This is a genomic window from Spirilliplanes yamanashiensis, assembly GCF_016863475.1.
GTDB lineage: Bacteria > Actinomycetota > Actinomycetes > Mycobacteriales > Micromonosporaceae > Spirilliplanes > Spirilliplanes yamanashiensis.
Genome location: NZ_BOOY01000008.1, coordinates 110,285 through 133,040, shown reverse-complemented (window position 1 = coordinate 133,040; position 22,756 = coordinate 110,285). Strand labels below are relative to the sequence as shown.

At 74.5% G+C, this 22,756-nt stretch carries 20 protein-coding genes and 1 riboswitch; of the genes, 12 read left to right on the top strand and 8 right to left on the bottom strand.

Annotated features, from left to right (window positions below):
* Positions 1–15: 15 nt before the first annotated feature.
* Entirely contained in the window at positions 16–759 is a 744-nt protein-coding gene (locus tag Sya03_RS07540) for a phosphatase PAP2 family protein (protein WP_239107188.1), read from the top strand.
* Here the strand turns inward: Sya03_RS07540 and nagA are convergent.
* From nagA to Sya03_RS07525, 3 genes are read right to left on the bottom strand one after another with little or no spacing between them, the layout of a single operon-like run.
* Positions 752–1,840: an N-acetylglucosamine-6-phosphate deacetylase gene (gene nagA / locus Sya03_RS07535; RefSeq protein ID WP_203937461.1), complete on the bottom strand. Its 1,089-nt coding sequence runs from the start codon at positions 1,838–1,840 to the stop codon at positions 752–754. The two genes, Sya03_RS07540 and nagA, sit on opposite strands and share 8 nt — an antisense overlap.
* 4 nt (positions 1,841–1,844) lie before the next feature.
* Positions 1,845–2,762 carry an ROK family protein gene (locus tag Sya03_RS07530; protein WP_203937460.1) on the bottom strand — a complete coding sequence of 306 codons (918 nt, stop codon included), beginning with the start codon at positions 2,760–2,762 and terminating at the stop codon, positions 1,845–1,847.
* Positions 2,759–3,679 (bottom strand): SIS domain-containing protein, encoded by a 921-nt coding sequence (locus Sya03_RS07525; RefSeq protein WP_203937459.1) that lies wholly within the window; start codon positions 3,677–3,679, stop codon positions 2,759–2,761. The genes Sya03_RS07530 and Sya03_RS07525 overlap by 4 nt, the downstream gene beginning before the upstream one ends.
* Positions 3,680–3,872: 193 nt before the next feature.
* Here Sya03_RS07525 and Sya03_RS07520 point away from each other — a divergent pair, with 193 nt between their 5' ends.
* Genes Sya03_RS07520 through Sya03_RS07505 form a run of 4 tightly spaced genes read left to right on the top strand, consistent with a single transcriptional unit; the run spans position 3,873 to position 7,036 of the window.
* Positions 3,873–4,658, top strand: a complete 786-nt coding sequence (locus Sya03_RS07520) for a DeoR/GlpR family DNA-binding transcription regulator (protein WP_203937458.1) — start codon at positions 3,873–3,875, stop codon at positions 4,656–4,658.
* Between the two features lie 13 nt (positions 4,659–4,671).
* Entirely contained in the window at positions 4,672–5,667 is a 996-nt protein-coding gene (locus Sya03_RS07515) for an ABC transporter ATP-binding protein (RefSeq protein WP_203937457.1), read from the top strand.
* Positions 5,664–6,674 carry an ABC transporter permease subunit gene (locus Sya03_RS07510; RefSeq protein ID WP_203937456.1) on the top strand — a complete coding sequence of 337 codons (1,011 nt, stop codon included), beginning with the start codon at positions 5,664–5,666 and terminating at the stop codon, positions 6,672–6,674. Before Sya03_RS07515 ends, Sya03_RS07510 begins: the two co-directional genes overlap by 4 nt.
* Positions 6,675–6,688: 14 nt before the next feature.
* Positions 6,689–7,036 carry a DUF3263 domain-containing protein gene (locus Sya03_RS07505; RefSeq protein ID WP_203937455.1) on the top strand — a complete coding sequence of 116 codons (348 nt, stop codon included), beginning with the start codon at positions 6,689–6,691 and terminating at the stop codon, positions 7,034–7,036.
* A gap of 17 nt (positions 7,037–7,053) precedes the next feature.
* Here Sya03_RS07505 and Sya03_RS07500 read toward each other — a convergent pair whose 3' ends face one another.
* Together Sya03_RS07500 and Sya03_RS07495 are read right to left on the bottom strand one after the other, a co-directional pair.
* A complete protein-coding gene (locus tag Sya03_RS07500; protein ID WP_239107187.1) occupies positions 7,054–7,716 on the bottom strand; it encodes a VOC family protein in 663 nt (220 codons plus the stop codon).
* Positions 7,717–7,718: 2 nt separating this feature from the next.
* Complete coding sequence (locus Sya03_RS07495) at positions 7,719–10,022, bottom strand: AAA family ATPase (protein WP_203937454.1); 2,304 nt, start codon at positions 10,020–10,022, stop codon at positions 7,719–7,721.
* A gap of 118 nt (positions 10,023–10,140) precedes the next feature.
* Between Sya03_RS07495 and Sya03_RS07490 the strand changes: the two genes are divergently transcribed.
* Together Sya03_RS07490 and Sya03_RS07485 are read left to right on the top strand one after the other, a co-directional pair.
* The gene (locus tag Sya03_RS07490) at positions 10,141–13,041 is read left to right on the top strand and encodes an alpha/beta fold hydrolase (protein ID WP_203937453.1); all 2,901 of its coding nucleotides are present in this window, start codon (positions 10,141–10,143) and stop codon (positions 13,039–13,041) included.
* Entirely contained in the window at positions 13,038–13,892 is an 855-nt protein-coding gene (locus Sya03_RS07485) for an ABC transporter permease (protein WP_203937452.1), read from the top strand. The genes Sya03_RS07490 and Sya03_RS07485 overlap by 4 nt, the downstream gene beginning before the upstream one ends.
* Here the strand turns inward: Sya03_RS07485 and Sya03_RS07480 are convergent.
* On the bottom strand, positions 13,882–14,193 hold the full coding sequence (locus Sya03_RS07480; protein ID WP_203937451.1) for an ArsR/SmtB family transcription factor: 312 nt from the start codon (positions 14,191–14,193) through the stop codon (positions 13,882–13,884). The genes Sya03_RS07485 and Sya03_RS07480 overlap by 11 nt on opposite strands.
* A gap of 107 nt (positions 14,194–14,300) precedes the next feature.
* Here Sya03_RS07480 and Sya03_RS07475 point away from each other — a divergent pair, with 107 nt between their 5' ends.
* The 3 genes from Sya03_RS07475 (at position 14,301) to Sya03_RS07465 (ending at position 18,126) form a co-directional block, all read left to right on the top strand.
* Positions 14,301–15,314 (top strand): DMT family transporter, encoded by a 1,014-nt coding sequence (locus Sya03_RS07475; protein ID WP_203937450.1) that lies wholly within the window; start codon positions 14,301–14,303, stop codon positions 15,312–15,314.
* Positions 15,315–15,356: 42 nt separating this feature from the next.
* Positions 15,357–15,492: riboswitch (SAM riboswitch) on the top strand.
* A 12-nt stretch (positions 15,493–15,504) separates the two neighbouring features.
* Complete coding sequence (gene thrC, locus Sya03_RS07470; protein ID WP_203937449.1) at positions 15,505–16,782, top strand: threonine synthase; 1,278 nt, start codon at positions 15,505–15,507, stop codon at positions 16,780–16,782.
* 135 nt (positions 16,783–16,917) lie between these two features.
* Entirely contained in the window at positions 16,918–18,126 is a 1,209-nt protein-coding gene (locus Sya03_RS07465) for a GNAT family N-acetyltransferase (protein WP_370871913.1), read from the top strand.
* Here the strand turns inward: Sya03_RS07465 and Sya03_RS07460 are convergent.
* The gene (locus tag Sya03_RS07460; protein ID WP_203937447.1) at positions 18,062–18,520 is read right to left on the bottom strand and encodes a hypothetical protein; all 459 of its coding nucleotides are present in this window, start codon (positions 18,518–18,520) and stop codon (positions 18,062–18,064) included. The genes Sya03_RS07465 and Sya03_RS07460 overlap by 65 nt on opposite strands.
* 45 nt (positions 18,521–18,565) lie before the next feature.
* Here Sya03_RS07460 and paaN point away from each other — a divergent pair, with 45 nt between their 5' ends.
* On the top strand, positions 18,566–20,224 hold the full coding sequence (gene paaN / locus Sya03_RS07455; protein ID WP_203937446.1) for a phenylacetic acid degradation protein PaaN: 1,659 nt from the start codon (positions 18,566–18,568) through the stop codon (positions 20,222–20,224).
* On the opposite strand, the gene Sya03_RS07450 is transcribed toward paaN, so the two are convergent.
* Positions 20,221–20,763: a GNAT family N-acetyltransferase gene (locus tag Sya03_RS07450; RefSeq protein ID WP_203937445.1), complete on the bottom strand. Its 543-nt coding sequence runs from the start codon at positions 20,761–20,763 to the stop codon at positions 20,221–20,223. The genes paaN and Sya03_RS07450 overlap by 4 nt on opposite strands.
* Positions 20,764–21,081: 318 nt before the next feature.
* Here Sya03_RS07450 and groL point away from each other — a divergent pair, with 318 nt between their 5' ends.
* Positions 21,082–22,704 carry a chaperonin GroEL gene (gene groL / locus Sya03_RS07445; RefSeq protein ID WP_203937444.1) on the top strand — a complete coding sequence of 541 codons (1,623 nt, stop codon included), beginning with the start codon at positions 21,082–21,084 and terminating at the stop codon, positions 22,702–22,704.
* Positions 22,705–22,756 lie beyond the last annotated feature (52 nt).

The following is a 22,756-nucleotide window of genomic DNA, read 5'->3' as shown; positions in this document are numbered from 1 at the left end:
GGTAGCGTGACCGGGGTGGAGACCTCGGTGCGGCGCCGGCCCGCTCTGCTGCCGGTGCGCCCGGCCGGCTGGTGGTTCGACGCGCTGCTGCTGGCGGCGTTCGCCGCGCTGACCGTCGCGCTGGCCCGCGGCGCGTTCCTCGGCGCCGACGTGGCGGTCGCCGACTGGATGGACGCCCACCGCCCGGCGCCGCTCTACTGGGTCGCCCGGGTGCTCAACTACCTCGGTCAGGGCGGCCAGGTGCTCATGCCGGTGGCGCTGCTGCTGACCGTGGCCGTCGGGCTGCGCCGCCGCTCGGTGCGCCCGGCGCTGGTGTTCGCGGCGGCGTTCGCCCTCACCTACGTCACCGTCGGCCCGCTCAAGCTGGTCTTCGACCGGGCCGCCCCGGCGTCGGCCCGCCCGGACCGGGCCGAGCTGCTCAACGACCTGCCCCCCACCGAGTGGGACCTGAGCTACCCGTCCGGGCACGTCGCCAACGCCCTGGTCTGGTACGCGGCCATCGCGATCCTGGCGTCGGCGCTGCTGCGCTCGCTCGACCGGCCGCCGCTGTCGCGCGCCGCCTACCTGGCGCTGCGGGCGGTGCCGCCGGCCGTCGTCTTCTGCACCACCGTCTACCTGAGCTGGCACTGGCTGTCGGACTCGGTGGCCGGGCTGCTCATCGGCTGGCCGCTGGCCCGGCTGCTGACCCGGGTGCCGTTCGACGCGCTGCCGCTGCCGGGGCTGCGCGACGGCTGGGACCGGCCCGCCGGGCTCAGCTGACCCAGGCGCCGCCGCGCATGACCCGCTTGACCGTCAGGTCCTCGGCCAGCACCACCAGGTCGGCGCGCAGGCCCGGGGCGATCGCGCCCCGGTCGGTGAGGCCGATGGCGCGGGCCGGGGTCGCCGACGCCATCGTGACCGCGTCGGCCAGGGTGATGCCGGCGCCGACGGCCCGGCGCAGCGCGGCGTCCATCGTCAGGGTGCTGCCCGCGATCGCGCCGTCGCGTTCCAGCCGGGCCACCCCGTCGGCCACCAGCACGGCCTGGCCGCCCAGCTCGTAGCGGCCGTCGGCCATGCCCGCGGCGTCCATCGCGTCGGTGATCAGCGCCGCCCGCGCCGGGCCGGTGACGCCGGCCGCGAACGCCAGCGTGCCGTCGTGCAGGTGGATGCCGTCGGCGATGAACTCGCACACCACCGGGGCGGCGTCCAGCAGGCCGAACACCGGGCCGGGCTCGCGGTGGTGCGGCGGGCGCATCCCGTTGAAGACGTGCGTGCCGACGGTGGCGCCCGCGGCGACGCCCGCCCGGGTCTGCTCCCAGGTGGCGTCGGTGTGCCCGATGGCGGCGACCACCCCGGCGGCGACGAGCTGGCGGATGGCGTCCAGGGCGCCCGCCCGCTCCGGCGCGATCGTCATCATCCGCACCGCGCCCTCGCCGAGCTTGATGACCTCGGCGATCTCGTCGGCCGACGGGTCGCGCAGGTACGCCGGGTTCTGCGCGCCGCAGCGCACCGCCGACAGGTACGGCCCCTCGAAGTGGATGCCCGCGATGACGCCCTCGTGGAACAGCGGCGCGTACGCGGCGGTGGCGGTGCGCATCAGCTCGAACGGCGAGCTGACCAGGCTGGCCACCAGCGTCGTCGTGCCGTGTCCCAGGTGGAAGGCCGCGCCCGCGCGGACCGCCTCGGCGTCGCCCAGCGTGAACGCGTGCCCGCCGCCGCCGTGGGTGTGGATGTCCACGAACCCGGGGACGATGACGTCGGTGCCGGCGTCGCCCGGCTCGACCGCGGCGATCAGGCCGTCGGCGACCGCGACGGACCCGTCGACGACGCCGGCGGGGGTGACGATCCGACCGTTGAGCACGGGGCTACTCCAGGGTGTCGAGGGCGAGCAGTGCGGCGCCGAGGCAGCCGGCCTCGTCGCCGAGCCCGGCGCGCACCAGGTCCGGCGGCCGGTGGAACGTCACGCGGGCCTCCAGCGCGGTGCGCAGCGGGCCGAGCAGCGCCTCGCCCGCCTCGGACAGGCCGCCGCCGACGACGATGACGTCCGCGTCGTACAGCGCCTGGGCGGTGAGCAGGCCGTCGGACAGCGCGATGACGGCCTCCAGCCACACCTCGTTCGCCAGCTCCTCGCCGGCGGCGGAGCGGGCGGCGACGTCGGCGGCGGAGGCGGTGATGCCGGACAGCTCGGTGTACCGGCGGCCGATCGCCGACGCCGACGCGATGGACTCCAGGCAGCCGCGGTTGCCGCAGCCGCACGGCGGCCCGCCCGGGCGCACCACGATGTGGCCGACCTCCCCGGCGGCGCCGTGCGCCCCGGCGAACGCGGCGCCGTCCACCACGTGCGCGGCGGCGATGCCGGTGCCGATCGCGACGAACAGCACGTGCCGGTGGCCGCGCCCGGCGCCGAGCCGGGCCTCGGCGATGCCGCCGACCCGCACGTCGTGGCCGAGCGCGGCGGGCACGCCGAGGCGCTCGGAGAGCAGCTTGCGCAGCGGCACGTCGCGGAAGCCGACGTTGGCCGACCAGACGGCGGTGCCGCCGGCCTCGTCGACGACGCCGGGCACGGCGCAGCCGGCGGCGATCGGAGTGAGGCCGTCGGCGCGGGCCCGGTCGGCGAGCGACGCGGCCACGTCCAGGATGGTCTCGACGACCGCGTCCGGCCCCCGGGAGGCGCCGGTGGGGTGCCGCTCGGCGTGGTGGACGGTGCCGTCGGGCTTGACGACGGCGCACTTCATGCCGGTGCCGCCCACGTCGAGGGCGATCACCGCGTCCATGGTGGTCATGTCAGGACGACCGAACGGGTCAGGTTCCGCGGGGTGTCCGGGTCGAGGCCCTGCGAGGTGGCCAGCAGCACCGCGAAGCGCTGCGCCACGATCAGGTCGGCCATGGGGTCGAGCGGGGCGCGCCCGCCGGTCCACCGGCCCAGCGCGGCGTACCCGCCGTTGAACCGGCTGTGGACGAACGCGGCGCCGGTGGCCTCGACCTGCTCGCGCAGGCCGGGCGGGATCTCGCCGAACGCCCACACGACCCGGCGCGGGCCGGCGACCGCGATCGGCCCGTGCCGGTAGTCCATCGCCGGGTACGACTCGGCCCAGAACATGGCGGCCTCGCGGCACTTCAGCGCGGCCTCGTCGGCGAGCCCGACCGTCCACCCGCGGCCGAGGAAGGTGACCTGCTCGACCAGCGCGGGGTGCACCGGCAGCGGCAGCCGCACGGCGACCTCGGCGTCGGCGGCGATCGCCTCGATGTCGGCGCCCAGGTGCGCGCGCAGCAGGGCCAGCGCGCTGGTGGCGAACCGGGTCTGCACGACCGACCGCTCGTCGGCGAACGGCAGCGCGATCGTGCTGCGGGCCAGCCCCGCGGCGGGGTTGCCGGCGGGTTCGCCGGTGATGACCGTGGTGGGCGCCTTGGCGGCGGCGAGCACGTCGAGCACCTCGGTGGTGGTGCCCGAGCGGGTGATGGCGAGGATGCGGTCGTACGGCCGGGCGGCCGGGAACTCGCTGGCCTGGAAGGCGTCGGTCTCGCCGTGCCCGGCCTGCTCGCGCAGGGCGGCGTACGCCTTGGCCATGAACCACGAGGTGCCGCACCCGACCACGGCGGTCCGCTCACCCGTGGCGGGCAGCCCGTCGGCCGCCGACAGCTCGGCGGCGCGGCGCCAGCAGTCGGGCTGGCTGGCGAGCTCGGCTTTCACGTGGCTCATCCGGTTCCTTCGCCCCCCACGAATGCTGCGCATATGCGCTCGATCCATCGGTCTTTCGCGCGTCATTCTGCGCGGAACGTCGCCGCGTACGCAACAGGTCGTTGGGCTTTGCGCAGGTGTGAGCTTTGCTAAGTCGGCTTTCGCGCACTAATGTGCGCGCAACTACTCACGGTACGTGCATCGGAGGCTCCCGGTGGACCGGTACGCGCGGTGGAATGCCCTACTTGAGCTGCTTGCGGAGAACGGCCGGGTGTCCGTCGAGGACGCCGCCGACCGGCTCACCGTGTCGCAGGCCACGATCCGCCGGGACTTCGACCAGCTCGCGCAGCAGCAGATGATCACCCGGACCCGGGGCGGCGCGGTCGCCAACGGCGTCTCCTACGACCTGCCGCTGCGCTACAAGAGCGCCAAGCACTCCGCCGAGAAGCAGCGCATCGGCGAGGCCGCCGCCGCGCTCGTGCAGCCCGGCGCCGTCGTCGGCCTCAACGGCGGCACCACCATGACCGAGGTCGCCCGCGCGCTCGCCGTGCGCCCCGACCTCAACACCAGCGGCGACGGCGCCCAGCTGACCATCGTCACCAACGCCCTCAACATCGCCAACGAGCTGCTCGTCCGGTCCCGGATGAAGATCGTGGTGGCCGGCGGGGTGGTGCGCCCCCAGTCGTACGAGCTGGTCGGCCCGCTTGGCGGCGCGCTGCTGCGCGAGGTCACCCTCGACGTGGTGCTGCTCGGCGTCGACGCCCTCGACGCGACGCTCGGCGCCGCCGCCCACCACGAGGGCGAGGCCGCCATGAACAGCCTCATGGTCGAGCGGGCCCGCCGCGTCGTCATCATCGCCGACTCCTCGAAGCTCGGCGGCCACGCCTTCGCCCGGATCTGCCCCGTCGAGCGCATCGAGACCCTGGTCACCGACTCCGGCGCCGCGCCCGAGCAGGTGCGCTCGTTCCGCGAGGCGGGGGTGGAGGTTGTGTGCGCCTGACATGATGCGCCGCATGTCAGCCGTACTGGAGATCCAAGGTCTGGAGAAGACCTACCGCTCGCGAAGACGGGGCGTTCGCAAGGCGCTCGACGGCTTCGACATGGTCGTGGAGGCCGGTCAGGTCCACGGCTTCCTGGGGCCCAACGGGTCGGGCAAGACCACCACGCTGCGCACCGTGCTCGGCCTCATCAAGCCGCACGGCGGCCGCATGACGATCCTCGGCCGCGAGGTGCCCGCCTCGCTGCCCGAGGTCGCCGGCCAGGTCGGCGCGATCGTGGAGAGCCCGCAGTTCTTCCCGCACTTCAGCGCCCGCGACACCCTGTCGCTGCTGGCCGACGCGGGCGGCGTCGACCGCATCCGGGTCGGCGAGGTGCTGGAGCTGGTCGGCCTGCGCGACCGGGCGAAGGACCGCGTCAAGACGTACTCGCTGGGCATGAAGCAGCGCCTCGCCGTCGCGTCCGCGCTGCTGAAGAACCCGCGCCTGCTCATCCTCGACGAGCCCGCGAACGGCCTGGACCCGGGCGGCATCCGCGAGATGCGCTCGCTCATGGCCGACCTCGCCGCGTCCGGCATGACCGTCGTGCTGTCCAGCCACATCCTCGGCGAGATCCAGCTGATCTGCGACTCCGTCACGATCATCTCCCGGGGCCGCCGCGTCGCCCACGGGTCCGTCGCCGACGTGCTTGCCTCGAACTCCAGCTCCACCATCCGGGTACGCCTGGAGGCCGTCAGCGACCTTCCGGCCGCCGCCCAGCTCATCACCGGGGTGGGGGCGCACGTGTCCGTCGAGAACGACCACCTGCTGGTGTCCGGGCTGGACCGGCCCGCGTTCGTGACCCGGGTGCTCGCCGAGCGCGGCTACTGGGTCAGCGAGCTGGCCCCGATGGCCGCCGACCTGGAGGACGTCTTCCTCCAGCTCACCGGCACCGCGCCCGTCGAGGGCGCGCACCGGCAGGTCGACCAGTCCGTCGCCGTCGGCGCGCCGGCCGCGGGGCGGTGGGGTCAGTGAGCCTGTTCACCGCCGAGAGCCGCCGGCTGGCCAAGCGCCGGCTCATCCGCTGGGCCGTCGTCGCCGGGCTGCTCGTCCTCGCCGCGGTCGCCGTCGGCACCTTCTTCACCAACCAGAAGGTCAGCCCGGCCACCGTCGCCGCGGCCGAGGCCGAGGCCACCAGGAGCTGGCAGGAGAACGTCCGCTACGCCGACGAGGAGCGCGCCCGCTGCGAGGCCGCCAAGGGCACCGCGGACGCCGGCAACTTCCCGCCCGACTGCGCCCAGATCACCGCCCCGGCGCGGGAGGAGGTGCAGACCGAGTGGTTCATGCCGGCCACCTTCGACTTCCGCGATCAGTTCGACTCCACCTGGCTGGTGTTCGCCGCCATCCTGGCCCTGGTCGCGTTCGTCGCCGGGGCGTCCTTCGTGGGCGCCGAGTGGAGCAGCGGCGGCATGATGAACCTGCTGCTGTGGCGGCCGCGCCGCCTGCAGGTGCTCGGCACCAAGCTCGCCGCCCTGCTCACCTGGGTCGTCGTCGGCTCGGTCGTCGTCGCCGGGCTGTGGACGGCCGCCTTCTGGTTCATCGCCCTGCAGCGCGGCACCACGGCCAAGGTCACCCCGGGCGTCTGGCAGTCGGTGGGCCTCACCGGCCTGCGCGCCCTCGCCCTGATCGTGGCGGCCGGCGTCCTCGGCTTCGCCCTGGCGTCCCTGGGCCGGCACACGGCGATGGCGCTCGGCGCGGCGGTCGGCGTCATCGTGGTGGTCCAGTTCGCCGTCGGCATCGCCCTCGACCTGGCCGAGGTGAAGTTCATGGAGGCGTGGCTCATCCCCACCTACATCACCGCGTGGATGGCCAAGCTGTACACCATCGAGGACTACAACTCCTGCGACACCTCCGGGTGGGGCGGGTGCGTCCCGGCCAAGATGGAGATCACGTGGCACACCTCCGGCTGGCTCATGCTGGCCACGGTCGTCCTCGTTCTGGTGCCGGCTCTGTGGACCATGAAGAGGCGGGACATCACGTGAGGTAGGTTCGCGACATGCACCCCGCCGACGCCTCTGACGTGCCCGGATCCGAGGCGCCGGCGGGTGCGCGCGTCCCCGCGCCGCGCGAGGAGCCCGCGTCGCCGGAGGCCCCGGCCGAGGCCGGCGCGGCGCCCGCCCTCACCGAGCGCGAGACCGAGATCCTCGCCTTCGAGAAGCAATGGTGGAAGCACGCGGGCGCCAAGGAACAGGCCATCCGCGACCGCTTCGGCCTCTCGGCCACCCGCTACTACCAGCTGCTGAACGCCCTGCTCGACAACCCGGCCGCGCTGGCCGCGGACCCGGTCGTGGTCGGCCGGCTGCGCCGCCTGCGAGCCACCCGCGCCCGCACCCGCCGCCGCTGACCCCTCGCCGCCGGGCCTCAGTCGCGGCCCTGCCAGGTCGTCACGCACACCTCGTTGCCCTCCGCGTCGGCCAGCACCCAGAACCGCGGCGCGTGCGCGTCCGACACCAGCCGCCCGCCCGCCGCCAGCGCCGCCGCCACCCGCCGGTCCGCCTCGTCGTGCGGCACCGCCACGTCCAGGTGGACGCGGTTGCGCTGCGGGCGCGGCTCCGCCATCCGCTGGAACCACACCGCCGGGCCCTGCCCGTCCGGGTCGACCAGCGCGTCGTCCGGCCCGTCGCGTCCCGGCTCGGCGGCGTAGCCCAGCACCGCCCGCCAGAACGGCCGGATCGCCGCCGCGTCGAGCGCGTCGATCGCGACCTCGACGCCCTGCACCGACCGGGTGCCCGTCGCGAGCGGGTCCAGCCGCAGGCCCAGCCCGGCGACGGCGCGCGCCGCCGCGACGTCCCGCCCGGTCAGGTCGGCCACGCCGGGGTCCTGCAGCGTCAGGCCCACCCGGTCGTGCCGCACGTCCGCCCGCAGCCCCGGATAGCCGCCGGTCGCCGCGGCCGCCCGGCCCGCCACCTCGACGCCCTCCGCCAGCGACGCCACCCGCACCGTGGTGCGCAGCGCGCCCAGCACGCAGCGCCAGCCCAGCCCGGTCACCTGCGCCGACGCGGCGGCCGACCCGATCCGCTCCACGGTCAGCGGGCCGCGTGCTGGTCGGCGTACGCGGCCAGCCAGGCCACCTGGCCCGGGTCCAGCGACGGCCGCACCCGCTCGCGGGCGGTCGCCACGTGCGCCGCCGTGACCGCCGACGCCTCCAGCGACTCCCGCATCGCCGCCAGCGCCGCCTCCCGGATCAGCGCCGCGCAGTCCGCCGCCGAGAAGCCGTCCAGCTCGGCGCCCAGCGCGTCCAGGTCGACCGAGTCGTCCAGCGGGACGGCCTTCGACGAGGCGCGCAGGATCGCCGCGCGGGCCTCGCCGTCCGGCGGCGGCACGTACACGAGGCGTTCGAGGCGGCCCGGGCGCAGCAGCGCCGGGTCGATGAGGTCGGGGCGGTTCGTGGCGCCGATGACGACGACATTGCGCAGCGACTCGACCCCGTCCAGCTCGGTGAGCAGCGCGGCGACCACCCGGTCGGTGGTGCCGCCGTCGGACGCCTGCCCGCGGGTGGGCGCCAGCGCGTCCACCTCGTCCAGGAACACCAGCGTCGGCGCGGCCTCGCGGGCGCGGCGGAACAGCTCGCGGACCGCGCGCTCGCTCTCGCCGACCCACTTGCTCAGCAGCTCGGCGCCCTTGACCGACAGCACGTTCGCCTTGCCGGTGCCCGCGATGGCCTTGACCAGGAACGTCTTGCCGCAGCCGGGCGGCCCGTACAGCAGCACGCCGCGCGGCGGCTGCACGCCGAGCCGGGCGAACGTGTCCGGATAGGTCAGCGGCCACAGCACCGACTCGGTGAGCGTCTGCTTCACCTCGGCCATGTCGCCGACCTCGTCGAGCGTCACCGCCGCCACCTCGAGCGTAGAGTCGGCCATGGACGTCGGCCGCACCACGTCGAGCGCCGCCTCGAAGTCCTCCGCCGCCACGGTCGGCGACTCCGCCTCCTTCTGCCGCAGCGCCGCCCGCACCCCGGCCTCGCGGGCCAGCGCGCCCAGGTCGGCGGCCACGAAGCCCGGCGTGCGCCCGGCGACGTCGTCGAGCCGCACGTCCTCGGCCAGCGGCATGCCGCGGGTCAGCACCCCCAGCTGCTCGCGCCGCATCGCCGCGTCCGGCAGCGGCACCGCGATCTGGGTGGCCAGCAGGTCGGGGGAGCGCAGCGCCGGGTCGACCGACTCGGGGCGGCTCGTCGTGCACACCACCGCCGCGCCGGACCGGACCAGCTCGCCGAGCACCTGTCGGAACACCGTCGCCAGCGGACCCGGGTCCTCCCGCGGCGCGAGCGCCTCCACGTCGGCGACGAGCAGCACCGCGGCGGCCTCGCGCACGGCCGCGGCGGCGGTGCGCAACCGGCCCGCGGCCGCGTCGTTCGTCAGGGCCGCGATCTCCGGCGCCCACAGCGTGGTCACGCGGGCGCCCACCTCCGCCGCCACGGCCCGGACCAGCGCGGACTTGCCGGACCCGGCCGGCCCGGTGAGCAGCACCCCGAGCGACACGGTGGTGCCGAGCCGGGTGAGCACCTCGCGGTGGTGGAAGCCGAGGTCGAGCAGCTCCGTCAGCTCCTGCGCCTGCGCCTTGAGCCCGGGCAGGTCGTCCAGGGTGGGCACCGCCTCGCCGGACTCCTGGACCTCCTCGACGACCTCGCCGTCGATCACGTCGTCGTCGGACCGGGACCGGGCCCGCCCGCCGGCGGTGGCGAACCCGCCCGGGCCGCCCGGCTCCCCGGCGCCCCGGGCCCGGACGCCGCCCATCGGGGTGCCCGGCGCGTGGGTCTCCTGGCCGTCCCGCCAGGCGACCACGGTGTCCATGGTGACCAGCGCGCCGTCGCCCGGCTCCACGCCGACCACGCTGAGCAGCGTGCTCGTCCACGCGTAGCCGACCCGGTTGGCCAGGCTGCGGCGCGCGGCCTCGACCAGGTCGCGGTTGTCGGCGCCGGGCAGCACGTCCTGCGGCAGCAGCGACACGTCGTCACCCGCGCTGACCACCTTGCCGAGCAGGGCCAGGCGCAGCATCTCGGGCGACACCACCGCGACGATCTCGGGTCCGCCGGCGAGCGTCACCCGCCGGGCGGCCACCACCGGGATGGGCGCGACCGTCACCTGGCCGCCGTCGCGCAGCCCCAGGTTGCCCAGGACCAGGTCGTCGGCGTAGAGCAGCGCCCGGCTGGCCCCCGGCTCCGCACGCGCGGCGATGCCGGCGGTGCTGCGGCGGCCGGTCAGGCGCACCGGGTCGCCCGGGTTGATGGCCAGCGCGGCCATCACCTCGGGGTGCAGTCGCACGATGCCGCGCCGCGCGTCCAGTGCCGCCGGCCGCAGGCTCGCGGTCAGCGTGAGATCGTCGTCGGTCACCCGGACGACGATATCGGTCCGGCCACACTCCGGCCGGGTGCGCGCCCGGGCCGGCGGTGCGGGCCATCGTCGGGTGTTCACAGCGTGCGCTCAGTTCGCGGCCCGTAGCGTGAGCGCCATGCCTTCTGCCCTGTCGGCGCGGCTTCGCCGTGCCCTGCCCCGGATGACCAGGCGCCGGGTGATCGCCGGTGCCGTGGTGGTCGCGCTCGTGGCGGGCCTGGTGACGGTCGCCGTGCTGCCGGAGTCCCGGCCGTTCACCGCGACCGACGAGCGCCTGACCGTCGCGTCCGGCCCGTCGGGCACCGAGCCGGTGGAGCTGGACACCCGGTTCTACCTGCCGAAGGAGCGGTCCGGCAAGGTTCCCGCGGTGCTGCTGGCGCACGGCTTCGGCGGCTCCAAGGAGTCGGTGCGCACCGACGCGGAGGACCTGGCCGGCCTGGGCTACGCGGTGCTGACGTGGACGGCGCGGGGCTTCGGCCGCAGCGGGGGCGAGATCCACCTGAACAGCCCCGACTACGAGGTGCGCGACGCGCAGCGCCTGCTCGACTGGCTGGCGGCCCGCCCCGAGGTGCGCACGGATGCGGCGGGCGACCCCCGCGTCGGCGTGGTCGGCGGGTCGTACGGCGGCGCGCTGGCGCTGCTGCTCGCGGGCCAGGACCAGCGGGTGGACGCCATCGTCCCGATGATCACGTGGAACGACCTGGCCCGCTCGCTGGTGCCGGAGTCCACGGGCGCGGAGCCGACCGACGGCGTGTTCAAGAAGGGCTGGGCCGGCGTCTTCTTCGGCAGCGGCACGGGCGGCCGCGGCGGCCTGGGCGCGCTCGCCGGCGGCCAGACCGGCGGCCAGACCGGCGGCGAGGACGAAGAAGGGGAGGCCGACGGCGGCGCCGGCGACACCACGGACAGCCTGCCGACCGGCGGCCCGCCGCCGGGGGTGAGCACGGGCGACCCGTCCTGCGGCCGGTTCGCCCGCGACGTCTGCGCGGCGTACCTGGCGATGGCGACCACGGGCCGGCCGAGCGCCGAGTCGGTGGCGCTGCTGCGCCGCTCCAGCCCGCAGTCGGTGCTGCCGCGGATCAAGGCGCCGACGCTGCTGGTGCAGGGCGCGCTGGACACGCTGTTCCCGCTGGCGGAGGCCGACGCGAACGCGCGTGGCATCGCGGCGACCGGCACCCCGGTGCGGGTGGCCTGGTTCACCGGCGGCCACGACGGCGGCAGCGGCCCGCAGACCGACCAGGACCGGGTGAAGTTCCTGCTGGCGCAGTGGCTCGGGCACCACGTGAAGGGCGAGGGCGAGGCGCCGGCCGGCAGTTTCACCTGGTCGCGGGTGGCGGGCTTCAACGCCCTCGACCGCGGCCTGGTGACGAACGCGTACTCGGTGGGCGCCTACCCCGGCATGGACGGCAGCGGCCGCACCGACGTCACGGTGGCGGGCCCGGCGCAGCCGATCGCGAACCCGCCCGCGGGCAACCCGGCGGCGCTGTCGTCGCTGCCGGGGCTGGGCGGCGGCCTGAGCGACCTGCTCAGCGGCGTCGCCGGCGACCTGGCGGGCCAGCACGCGCGCTTCGTGTCCGAGCCGCTGGCCGAGGCCGTCGAGGTGGGCGGCTCGCCGACCGTGCAGATCCGGGCCGCGTCGCCGACCGGCGAGGCCACCCTGTTCGTGAAGCTGTACGACGTGGACACCGCCGGCGGCGTGACGCTGTCCGGCGGGCTGGTCGCGCCGGTGCGGCTCACCGGGCTGCCCGCCGACATCGCGCAGGCGCAGCCGGTGACGGTGACGCTGCCGGGCATCGTGCGCCGGATCGAGGCCGGCAACCGGCTGGCGGTCGTGGTGGCGACGTCCGACCAGGGCTTCACCACGCCGGCCGAGCCGACCGTCTACACCGTCGCCGTCGGCCCGGCGGGCGCCGGCCCGGTCGGCGCCGCGCCGGTCGGCCTGCCGACCCTGACCGGCGACCCGATCGCCACCCCGGCCGCGATCTGGCGGTACGTCCTCATCGGGCTGATCGCCGCGATCCTGCTCGGCCTGGCCGCGGTGCTGATCGTGCTGCGGGTGCGCAACCGGCGCCGCGTCGACGCGGTCGACCCCGCCACGGCGGAGACGCCGCTGGTGGTGACGGGGCTGCGCAAGGCGTACGGCGACGGGTTCGTGGCCGTGGAGCGGGTCGACTTCCGGGTCGAGCGCGGGCAGGTCGTCGGCCTGCTCGGGCCGAACGGCGCCGGCAAGACCACCACGCTGCGCGTCCTCATGGGCCTGACCATGCCGACGGCAGGCGAGGTGCGCGTGTTCGGCTACCAGCTGGTGCCGGGCTCGCCGGTGCTGTCGCGGCTGGGCGCGCTCGTCGAGGGGCCCGGCTTCCTGCCGCACCTGACCGGCGAGCAGAACCTGCGCGCGTACTGGGCGGCGACCGGCCGGCCGTGGGCGGACGCCCGCTTCGACGAGGCGCTGGAGATCGCCGGCCTCGGCGACTCGATCCACCGCAGGACGAACAACTACAGCCACGGCATGCGGCAGCGGCTGGCGATCGCCCAGGCGATGCTGGGCCTGCCGGAGCTGCTGGTGCTCGACGAGCCGACGGACGGGCTCGACCCGCCCCAGATCGCCGAGATGCGCCGCGTCCTCAAGCGGTACGCCACGGACGGCCGGGCGGTGCTGGTGTCCAGCCACCTGCTGGCCGAGGTCGAGCAGACCTGCACGCACGCCGTGGTGGTGAACAAGGGCCGGATCGTCGCGTCGGGCCCGGTGGACGACATCGTCGGCGACTCGCCGTCGGTGCAGCTCGACGTGTCCGACCAGGCCGTCGCCACGGAGGTGCTCCAGCGCCTCGGCGTGCGGTCGGTGACGGCGGAGGGCACCGGCGGGCTGGTCGTGGACATGAACGGCACGCCGCGCACGGAGGTGGTGGCCGAGCTGGTCCGCGCCGGCGTCGGCGTCGACCGGGTGGTGCCGCGGCGCCGCCTCGAGGACGCGTTCCTGGCCCTGGTGGGCGACAACTCGCGAGGGAGTGGGGACCGATGACCGCGGCCGCGACCGGCTACCGGCCGGGCAGCACGCTGCCGATCTGGGCGGAGGTGCGGCGCCAGGCGTCGCGCCGGCGCACCCAGCTGGCGCTGGGCTTCATGGCGCTGCTGCCGGTGATCGTGCTGGTGGCGTTCGAGTTCGGCGGGGACGGCGACGACGACAACGGCGGCGGCGAGTTCTCCAGCCTGGTCGAGCTGGCCACCTCGGGCGGGCTGAACTTCACCCTGTTCTGCCTGTTCGTCTCGGCGTCGTTCCTGCTCGTCGTGGTGGTGGCGCTGTTCTTCGGCGACACGGTGGCCAGCGAGGCGTCGTGGGGCAGCCTGCGGTACCTGCTGGCGGTGCCGGTGCCGCGCGCCCGCCTGCTCGGCGTGAAGCTGGTGGTGGCGCTCGGCTACTCGCTGCTGGCGCTGCTGACCCTCGCCGGCACGGCGATGCTGCTGGGGACCCTGCGCTACGGCTGGGCCCCGCTGGGCAGCACGATCGCGGCGGAGATCCCGGCGGGCGAGGGCACGCTGCGGCTGCTCGCCATCCTCGGCTACCTGGCGGTGGTGCTGCTGGCCGTGGGCGGGCTGGCGTTCCTGCTGTCGGTGCTGACCGACGCGGCGCTCGGCGCGGTGGGCGGCGCGGTGCTGCTGTGGATCGTGTCGAGCATCCTCGACCAGATCACGGCGCTCGGCGTCATCCGCGACTTCCTGCCGACCCACTTCAGCACCGCCTGGCTCGGCCTGCTGTCGACGCCGCCGCAGACCGACGACATCGTCAAGGGCGCGATCTCGGCGATCGCCTACGCGACGCTGTTCTGGTCGCTGGCATTCTGGCGCTTCACCCGCAAGGACGTCACGAGCTGACCCGCGCGGCCCCGGTCAGCACGGCGTCGAGCAGGCCGGGGTACGCGGCGTCCAGGTCGGCCCGGCGCAGGCTGACGAGCCGGTTGGTGCCGGCGACGCGGGTGCGGGTGATGCCCGCCTCGCGCAGCACCCGCAGGTGGTGCGAGCGGGTGGCCTTGGACCACTCCGGCACGAAGGTGCCGCACGCCCGCTCGCTGCCGTCGGCGAGCTCGCGGACGACGGCCAGGCGGTTCTCGTCGGCGAGCGCGGCGAGGATCGCGGTGACCGGCACGTCGCGCGGGGCGGGCTCGTCGAGGTCCATGTCACCATCCTAACCCTTGTTCGAATCGCGTCGAACCTTGCTAGAGTCGGGCCGAGATGTTCGAGTTTCTTCGAACAGTACGCCTCGATTCGAACGAGGAGGCCGCCGTGTCCACGACCGCCGCAGCCCCGTCCCCGTCGGCCACCGACGCCGCCTTCCCGCTGTTCGCGGTGCTCTCCTGGGGCGCCATGTTCCCGATCCTGTCGACCGCGCTCGTCACCGTGGACGCGTTCAACCTCACCGCCGTGCGCTACCTGCTCGCCGCCGGCATCCTCGTCGGCATCCTGGCCTGGCGGGAGAGCCCGGCGGCGCTGCGGCCCGCCGGCCGGGCCGGGGAGGTCCTCGTGCTCGGCGTGCTCGGCTTCGCCTCCTTCAACCTGCTCACCAATCTGGCGCTCGGCGTCGCCAGCCCGCAGAACGTCGCGCTGTTCGCCGCCACCACCCCCGTGATCACCCAGTTCGTGCGCTGGGCCCGCGACGGGGTGCGGCCCAGCCCGCTGCTGGTCGGGCTGTCCGCGGTGGCGTTCGCCGGCGTCGGCCTCGTGCTCACCCGCGGCCGCCTCGACGGCCTCGCCGCGATCGGCGGCGGCGAGCTCGTGATGCTCGCCGCGGTGGTCAGCTGGGCCATCTACGCGCACGGCTCCAGCCGCTTCCCGGCCTGGTCGCCGCTGCGCTACACCGCCCTGACCTCGGTGGCCGGCACGCTGGCCATCGTCGCCGCCGCCCTGGTCGCCGACCTCGCCGGCTGGCAGCGCCTGCCCGCCGTCGCCGACCTGGGCGCGGTGGCGCCCCAGCTCACCTACCTCGTGCTGGTCGCCGCCGTCGCCGCCGTCCTGGCCATGAACACCGGCGCCCGCCGGCTCGGCCCGGCCAACGCGGCGCTCTACATGAACCTGGTGCCCGTGGTGACGTTCGCCGTCCAGATCGCCCGCGGCCACCGTCCGCTCGCCGTCGAGCTGGCGGGGGCGGCGCTGACGGTCGCCGCCCTGGTCGCGGCCAACCTGACCATGCGGCGGCCGGCCACCCCGGCGCCGGTCGCCGTCGACCACCTGCCGATCTCACCGGCGGCGCTGATGCCCCGCGCGCCGCGACTCCGCTCACACCCTGGGATTTGGTCCTGACGGAAAAGGCGTCGCGCCGTAAACTCGGCGTCACAACTGAATACCTCATCCAGAGGGGCTGAGGGATACGGCCCGACGACGCCCCGGCAACCACCACGCGCGCTCGACGACGAGCGCGGCGCGGCAGGTGCCAATTCCGTCCCGCCGCGTGCCTGCGCGATGCCGGGGAAGATGAGAGGACCTCACACCCATGACGTCTACCGTCAACGCTCCCGCCGCCACCAGCCCCGCCCGCGCGCTCGTCTGCCGCGGCTGTGGCGCGGAGTTCCCGCTGGCCGCCCAGCACGCCTGCTTCGAGTGTTTCGGCCCGCTCGAGGTCGCCTACGACCAGGCGGCGCTCGCGCGGGTCACCCGGGAGCAGATCGAGGCCGGGCCGCAGAACATCTGGCGGTACGCCGCCCTGCTGCCCGCCGGCCAGGACCCGTCCACCCGCGTCAGCCTCGACCCGGGCCTCACGCCGCTGGTCAGCGCGCCCGGGCTGGCCGCCGAGCTGGGGCTGCGCGCCCCGCTGTGGGTGAAGGACGACTCGGCCAACCCGACGCACTCGTTCAAGGACCGGGTGGTGTCGGTCGCGCTGACCGCCGCGCGCGGGCTCGGCTTCACCCGCTTCGCGTGCGCGTCGACGGGCAACCTGGCGAACTCGGTGGCGGCGCACGCGGCCCGCGCCGGGGTGCCGTCGATCGTGTTCATCCCGGGCGACCTGGAGCAGGGCAAGGTCATCACGACCGCGGTGTACGGCGGCGACCTGGTGGCCATCGACGGCTCGTACGACGACGTGAACCGGCTGTGCAGCGAGCTGGTCGAGACCGACGAGTTCGAGGACACCGCGTTCGTCAACGTGAACGTGCGGCCGTACTACGCGGAGGGCTCCAAGACCCTCGGCTACGAGGTGGCCGAGCAGCTCGGGTGGCGCATCCCCGAGCAGGTCGTGATCCCGATGGCGTCGGGTGAGCTGCTGACGAAGGTCGACAAGGCGTTCACCGAGCTGGTCGAGATCGGCCTGGTGGAGGCGCCGGCGAACGGCTGGACGGTGTTCGGGGCGCAGTCGCTGGGGTGCAACCCGATCGCGGTGGCGCTGCACGGCGACACCGACACGATCGTCCCGGTGAAGCCGACCGGCATCGCCAAGAGCCTGAACATCGGCGACCCGGCCGCGGGCCTGTACGCGCTGGAGGCGGTGCGGCGCACCGGCGGCTGGATGGACTACGCCGACGACGACGAGATCCGCGAGGGCATCCGGCTGCTCGCCCGCACGACGGGCGTGTTCGCCGAGACCGCCGGCGGCGTGACCGTCGCCGTCCTCAAGAAGCTCGTCGAGAGCGGCAAGCTCGACCCGGAGAAGGAGACGGTCGTCTTCAACACCGGCGAGGGCCTCAAGACGCTCGACGCGGTCGCCGGGCTCGTCGGTCCCACGTATCGGATCAAGCCGTCGCTGCGCGGGGCGCGCGACGCGGGTCTGCTGGGCTGACCCGGACGGGTACGTCCGTCCGGTCTGAGCTGGGCGGACGACCGGCCGGAACGTAGCGGCCAGTAGTCGGCCTCTCGCCGTGGGTTCAAGAAATCCCGTTGCGAGGGGTTGACGGCCTGTTCGCGATCTCGCAGGATGCTCCGTGCGGGAGGACGCGCCGCCGTACGAGGCCCTCATCAGAGCTTGGCGACAATCTCACCGAGGCGCCCAACGACCCAGCTGCCGGAGGCACTGTGCGGGCGTCCTCCCGACCAAACTCCCACCGGATCCCCGGCCGAATCTCGGTCGCGCCGGTGGCGCGCGGCGGGCAGGCTCGACGGCATGACCATCGCCGTCGCCCCGCTCGCCGACTCCGACGGCGAGCTCGCCTTCGACATCTGGCGCCTGTCGTCGCTGCACGACCTGCCGGACTTCCCGGAGACCACCCGCGCGTGGTTCTTCCACGCCCTGCACCACGACCGGCCGGGCCGGCGCACCGAGCGGTTCCTGGCCCGCCTCGACGGCCGGCCGGCCGGCTACGGCCAGCTGCACCTGCCGCAGGACGACAACCCCGAGCTGTGCACGGTGGACCTGTTCGTGCACCCCGAGCTGCGCCGCCGCGGCGTCGGCCGGGCCCTGCACGCGCACCTGTCCGGCCGGGCGCGCGCCGACGGGCGGCGGGTCATGGTCGGCGTCAGCATCGCCCGCGAGCTGCCGGGCGGCGGCGGTGCGCCGCACGACGGCGCCGGGCCGGGCTTCGCCGAGGCCATGGGCGCCGAGGCCGCGCTGCCGGAGATCCGCCACCGGCTCGACGTCACCGCGCTGGACCGGCCGCGGCTCGACCGGATGCTCGCCGGGGCGCGCACCGCTGCGGCCGGCTACCGGGTGGTGTTCTGGGAGGACCGCGCCCCGGACGCCTACGTCGACGACGTCGCCTACCTGGAGGGCCGGCTGCTGTCCGACGCCCCGATGGGCGACCTGGAGGTCGAGCCCGAGCGCCCCGACGCGGCCCGGATCCGCGAGATCGAGGCCGACCAGCGCAGCCGCGGGCGCACCGCCTGGCACGCCGGGGCGGTGCACGAGGAGTCCGGCCGGCTCGTCGCGTGGACGACGCTCGTGCAGGACGGCGGCCGCGACTGGCACTGCTGGCAGGGCATCACGCTCGTCGACCCGCCGCACCGCGGCCGCCGGCTGGGCCTGCTCGTCAAGATCGAGAACCTGCTGCGGTTCGTCGCCGCGCACCCCGCGCTGACCGCCGTCGACACCTGGAACGCCGCGGCCAACACGCACATGATCGCCATCAATGTGGCGATGGGCTACCGCCCGGTGGACGGCTTCGTGCAGTGGCAGCTGAAGCTGACCTGACGTAGCCGCCGGACTCCAGGCCCGCGTGCCGTTCGAAGACGTTGCGCAGGCCGTACGTGCCGGTTCGGGCGTACGACCAGCCGCACGCCAGCCAGTACGCGGGCCAGAACAGCGGGCCGAGCAGCGCGTACTGGAAGACGTGCTTCGTCTCGTGGTCGAGCAGGTCGACGTGCTGCTCGTGCAGGAGCCAGTCGGCGGAGCGCCTGGTCAGGATCACCGAGCCCATCGTGAAGCAGCTCTGCTTCGGGACCCGGAGCCGGTATCCCTCGGCGATGAGCCGGCCGTCGCCCGCGCGGCGCAGCGTCGCGCCGCCCGCCTTCGCCACGGCCAGGCCGATGAGGGTGGTGCCGTTGATCGCGGTCACGACGCTGCGGACCGCCGCCCGGAAACGCATGCGGACAGGATCCCAGAGGCCGCCGCGCACGGCATGATGACTGTCATGACGGAGACCCCGCACCCCCTCTTCGCGCAGCACGCCGACACCCTGGCCCGTGCCCGCGACGCCATCCGCGAGCGCGCCTACTGGTCCGCGTACCCCGAGTCGCCCAGCCCCCGCGTGTACGGCGAGACCGCCGCCGCCGACGGCCAGGCCGCCTTCGAGGCGTACCTCGGCAAGCCGTTCCCGCTCGGCCGCGACGGCGAGCCGGTCGCCACCGAGCGCAGCCCGTTCGGCGTCGAGCTGGGCGTCAGCTACCCGCACGCCGACGCCGACACCCTCGTCGCGACCGCGGCGGCCGCCCTGCCCGCCTGGCGCGACGCCGGCCCGCAGGCCCGCGCCGGGGTGGTGCTGGAGATCCTGCACCGGCTGCACACCCACATCTTCGAGCTGGCCAACGCGGTGCAGTTCACCACCGGCCAGGCGTTCGTGATGGCGTTCCAGGCCGGCGGCGCGCACGCCCTCGACCGGGCGCTGGAGGCCGTCGCGTACGCCTACGACGAGATGACCCGGCACCCGGAAGCCGTCGAGTGGGAGAAGCCCGGCAAGCAGCCCCTGCGGATGAGCAAGCGGTTCCACGTGGTGCCGCGCGGCGTCGCCCTGGTGATCGGCTGCAACACGTTCCCGACCTGGAACTCGTACCCGGGCCTGTTCGCCAGCCTGGTCACCGGCAACCCGGTCGTCGTGAAGCCGCACCCGCGGGCCGTGCTGCCGCTGGCCGTCACCGTCCGGTACGCGCGCGAGGTGCTCGCCGAGGCCGGCTTCAGCCCCGACGTGGTGCAGCTCGCGCCCGAGGCGCCCGGCGAGGGCCTCGCCTCCGACCTGGCGCTGCGCCCCGAGGTGCGGATCGTCGACTTCACCGGCTCCACCGAGTACGGCGACTGGCTGGAGGCCAGCGCCCGGCAGGCCGTCGTGTTCACGGAGAAGGCGGGCGTCAACACCGTCGTCGTGGACTCCACCGACGACTTCGCCGGCATGTGCCGCAACCTGGGCTTCTCGCTCACCCTGTACAGCGGCCAGATGTGCACCACCCCGCAGAACATCCTCGTCCCGGCCGGCGGCATCGAGACCGACCAGGGTCGCAAGAGCGCCGCCGAGGTGGCGGCCGGCATCGCCGACGCGGTGCGCGCCCTGACCGAGGACGCCAAGCGCGGCGTCGAGCTGACCGGTGCCATCGTCAACGACGGCGTGCTCGACCGGCTCGCCGACGCCGCCGGGCTCGGCGAGGTGGTGCTGCCGTCGCGCGCCGTCGACCACCCGGCGTTCGCCCACGCCGTCGTGCGCACCCCGCTCATCGTCCGGCTGGGCGAGGGCGACGCGGACACGTACTCCCGGGAGTGGTTCGGCCCGGTCGCCTTCGTCGTGGAGACCGCGTCCACCGACGCCTCGCTGCGGGTGTTCCGGTCCGTCGTGGGGGAGAAGGGCGCGCTGACGGCCGCCGTCTACTCCACCGACCCCGCCGTGCTCGACGCGGCGGAGGCGGCGGCCGTGGACGTCGGCGTGCACCTGTCGGCGAACCTGACCGGCGGGGTGTTCGTCAACCAGTCGGCCGCGTTCAGCGACTTCCACGGCACCGTCAACCCGTCGGCCACCGCCGCGCTGACCGACGGCGCGTACGTGGCGTCGCGGTTCAAGATCGTGCAGTCGAGGCGGCCCGCCTAGGCCCTGCGGCGCATGTGCAGCTCGGTCATCGCCGGCACGGTCGGGTGCGGCACCCGCACCCCCGTGTCGGTGAACCCGAGCCGCTCGTACGCCCGCACCGCCCGGTCGTTGCCGGTCACCACCTCCAGCAGCAGCTCCGGCCGGCCCACCGACCGCGACCAGGCGGCCACCCCCTCGACCAGGTCGGCCAGCACGCCGGTGCCGCGGCAGGCGGGCGTGACGTAGACGGCGAACACGACCGTGGTCAGCGGCTCCTCCGGCCAGGTGGTGCCGCCCGCGTGCCCCACCAGCCGGCCCTGCGCGGGACCGGCCACGAACTGGGCGAAGTCGTCGCCGACGGCCGCGCGGGCGATGCGCGCCTGGAACTCGGCGTGCGGCCGGGCGGCGGCCTGCGCGACGGTCTCCAGGAACGCCAGCGGGCTGTCGGCCAGCATCTCCAGGCGCAGGGCGCGCATCCGGGCGGCGTCGGCGCGGCGCACCCGGCGCACGGGGTGCGGCCCGGCGGCACGGGCCGGTCGCGCGGCCGCGAGGCTGGTCATGCAGCCTTCCTACCATCGACGGCGGATCCGCGCCCCGGGGACGACCCCGGCGGGAGGCGATCTGCTTGCACTCGACCTACCGGAGTGCTAAACAAGGTGTTGGCACTCGCGGCTCGTGAGTGCCAGAGGTCGGGACGGTGGGGTTCCGGTCGTGGCGCCGCCATCGGCGCTCCGGCACGGGGCCGGTCGTCGCGGGCTGTCCGGCCCGGCCTGAGGACGTCACATCGCCAGGTGGTGACGTCCTCGTGAGTTCAACGTGTGCGGTCAGCAGGGCCGAGGAGGCCAGGCGCCGCGAGTGTCCAGGAGGACAACAGCCGTATGGCCAAGATCATCGCATTCGACGAGGAAGCTCGTCGCGGCCTCGAGCGGGGCATGAACCAGCTCGCCGACGCCGTCAAGGTGACGCTCGGCCCCAAGGGCCGCAACGTCGTGCTCGAGAAGAAGTGGGGCGCTCCCACCATCACCAACGATGGTGTGTCGATCGCCAAGGAGATCGAGCTCGAGGACCCGTACGAGAAGATCGGCGCCGAGCTGGTCAAGGAGGTCGCGAAGAAGACCGACGACGTCGCCGGTGACGGCACAACGACGGCGACCGTCCTGGCCCAGGCGCTGGTCCGCGAGGGCCTGCGCAACGTCGCGGCCGGCGCGAACCCGATGGCCCTCAAGCGGGGCATCGAGGCCGCCGTCGCCAGCGTGTCCGAGGCCCTGAGCCAGCTGGCGAAGGACGTCGAGACCAAGGAGCAGATCGCCTCCACCGCCTCCATCTCCGCCGGTGACACCACCGTCGGCGAGATCATCGCCGAGGCGATGGACAAGGTCGGCAAGGAAGGCGTCATCACCGTCGAGGAGAGCAACACCTTCGGGCTCGAGCTGGAGCTCACCGAGGGCATGCGCTTCGACAAGGGCTACATCTCGGCGTACTTCATGACCGACGCCGAGCGCATGGAGGCCGTCTTCGACGAGCCCTACATCCTCATCGCCAACAGCAAGATCTCCTCGGTGAAGGACCTGCTCCCGATCCTCGAGAAGGTCATGCAGTCCGGCAAGCCGCTGGTCATCATCGCCGAGGACCTCGAGGGCGAGGCCCTGGCCACCCTGGTCGTCAACAAGGTGCGCGGCACCTTCAAGTCCGTCGCCGTCAAGGCCCCGGGCTTCGGCGACCGCCGCAAGGCCATGCTGAACGACATCGCCATCCTCACCGGTGGCACGCTCATCAGCGAGGAGGTCGGCCTCAAGCTCGACGCCGCCGACCTGTCGCTGCTGGGCTCGGCCCGCAAGGTCGTCATCACCAAGGACGAGACCACCATCGTCGACGGTGCCGGTGACGCCGAGCAGATCCAGGGCCGCGTCAACCAGATCCGCGCCGAGATCGAGAAGTCGGACTCGGACTACGACCGCGAGAAGCTCCAGGAGCGCCTCGCCAAGCTGGCCGGCGGCGTGGCCGTCATCAAGGTCGGCGCGGCCACCGAGGTCGAGCTCAAGGAGCGCAAGCACCGCATCGAGGACGCCGTTCGCAACGCGAAGGCGGCCGTCGAGGAGGGCATCGTCCCCGGTGGTGGCGTCGCGCTGGTGCAGGCCGGCAAGACCGCGTTCGACAAGCTGGACCTGCAGGGTGACGAGGCGACCGGCGCGAACATCGTGAAGGTCGCGCTCGACGCCCCGCTGCGCCAGATCGCCGTGAACGCCGGCCTCGAGGGCGGCGTCGTGGTGGAGAAGGTCCGCAACCTGGAGTCGGGTCACGGCCTGAACGCCGCCAACGGCGAGTACGTCGACCTGCTGGCCGCGGGCATTATCGACCCGGCCAAGGTCACCCGCTCGGCGCTGCAGAACGCCGCGTCGATCGCCGCGCTGTTCCTCACGACCGAGGCGGTCGTGGCGGACAAGCCGGAGAAGAACCCCGCCCCGGCCGGTGCGCCGGGCGGCGGCGAGATGGACTTCTGAGTCCAGCTCACCTGCGCACGAACCAGAAGGGCGGGTCGCCGGTCGGCGGCCC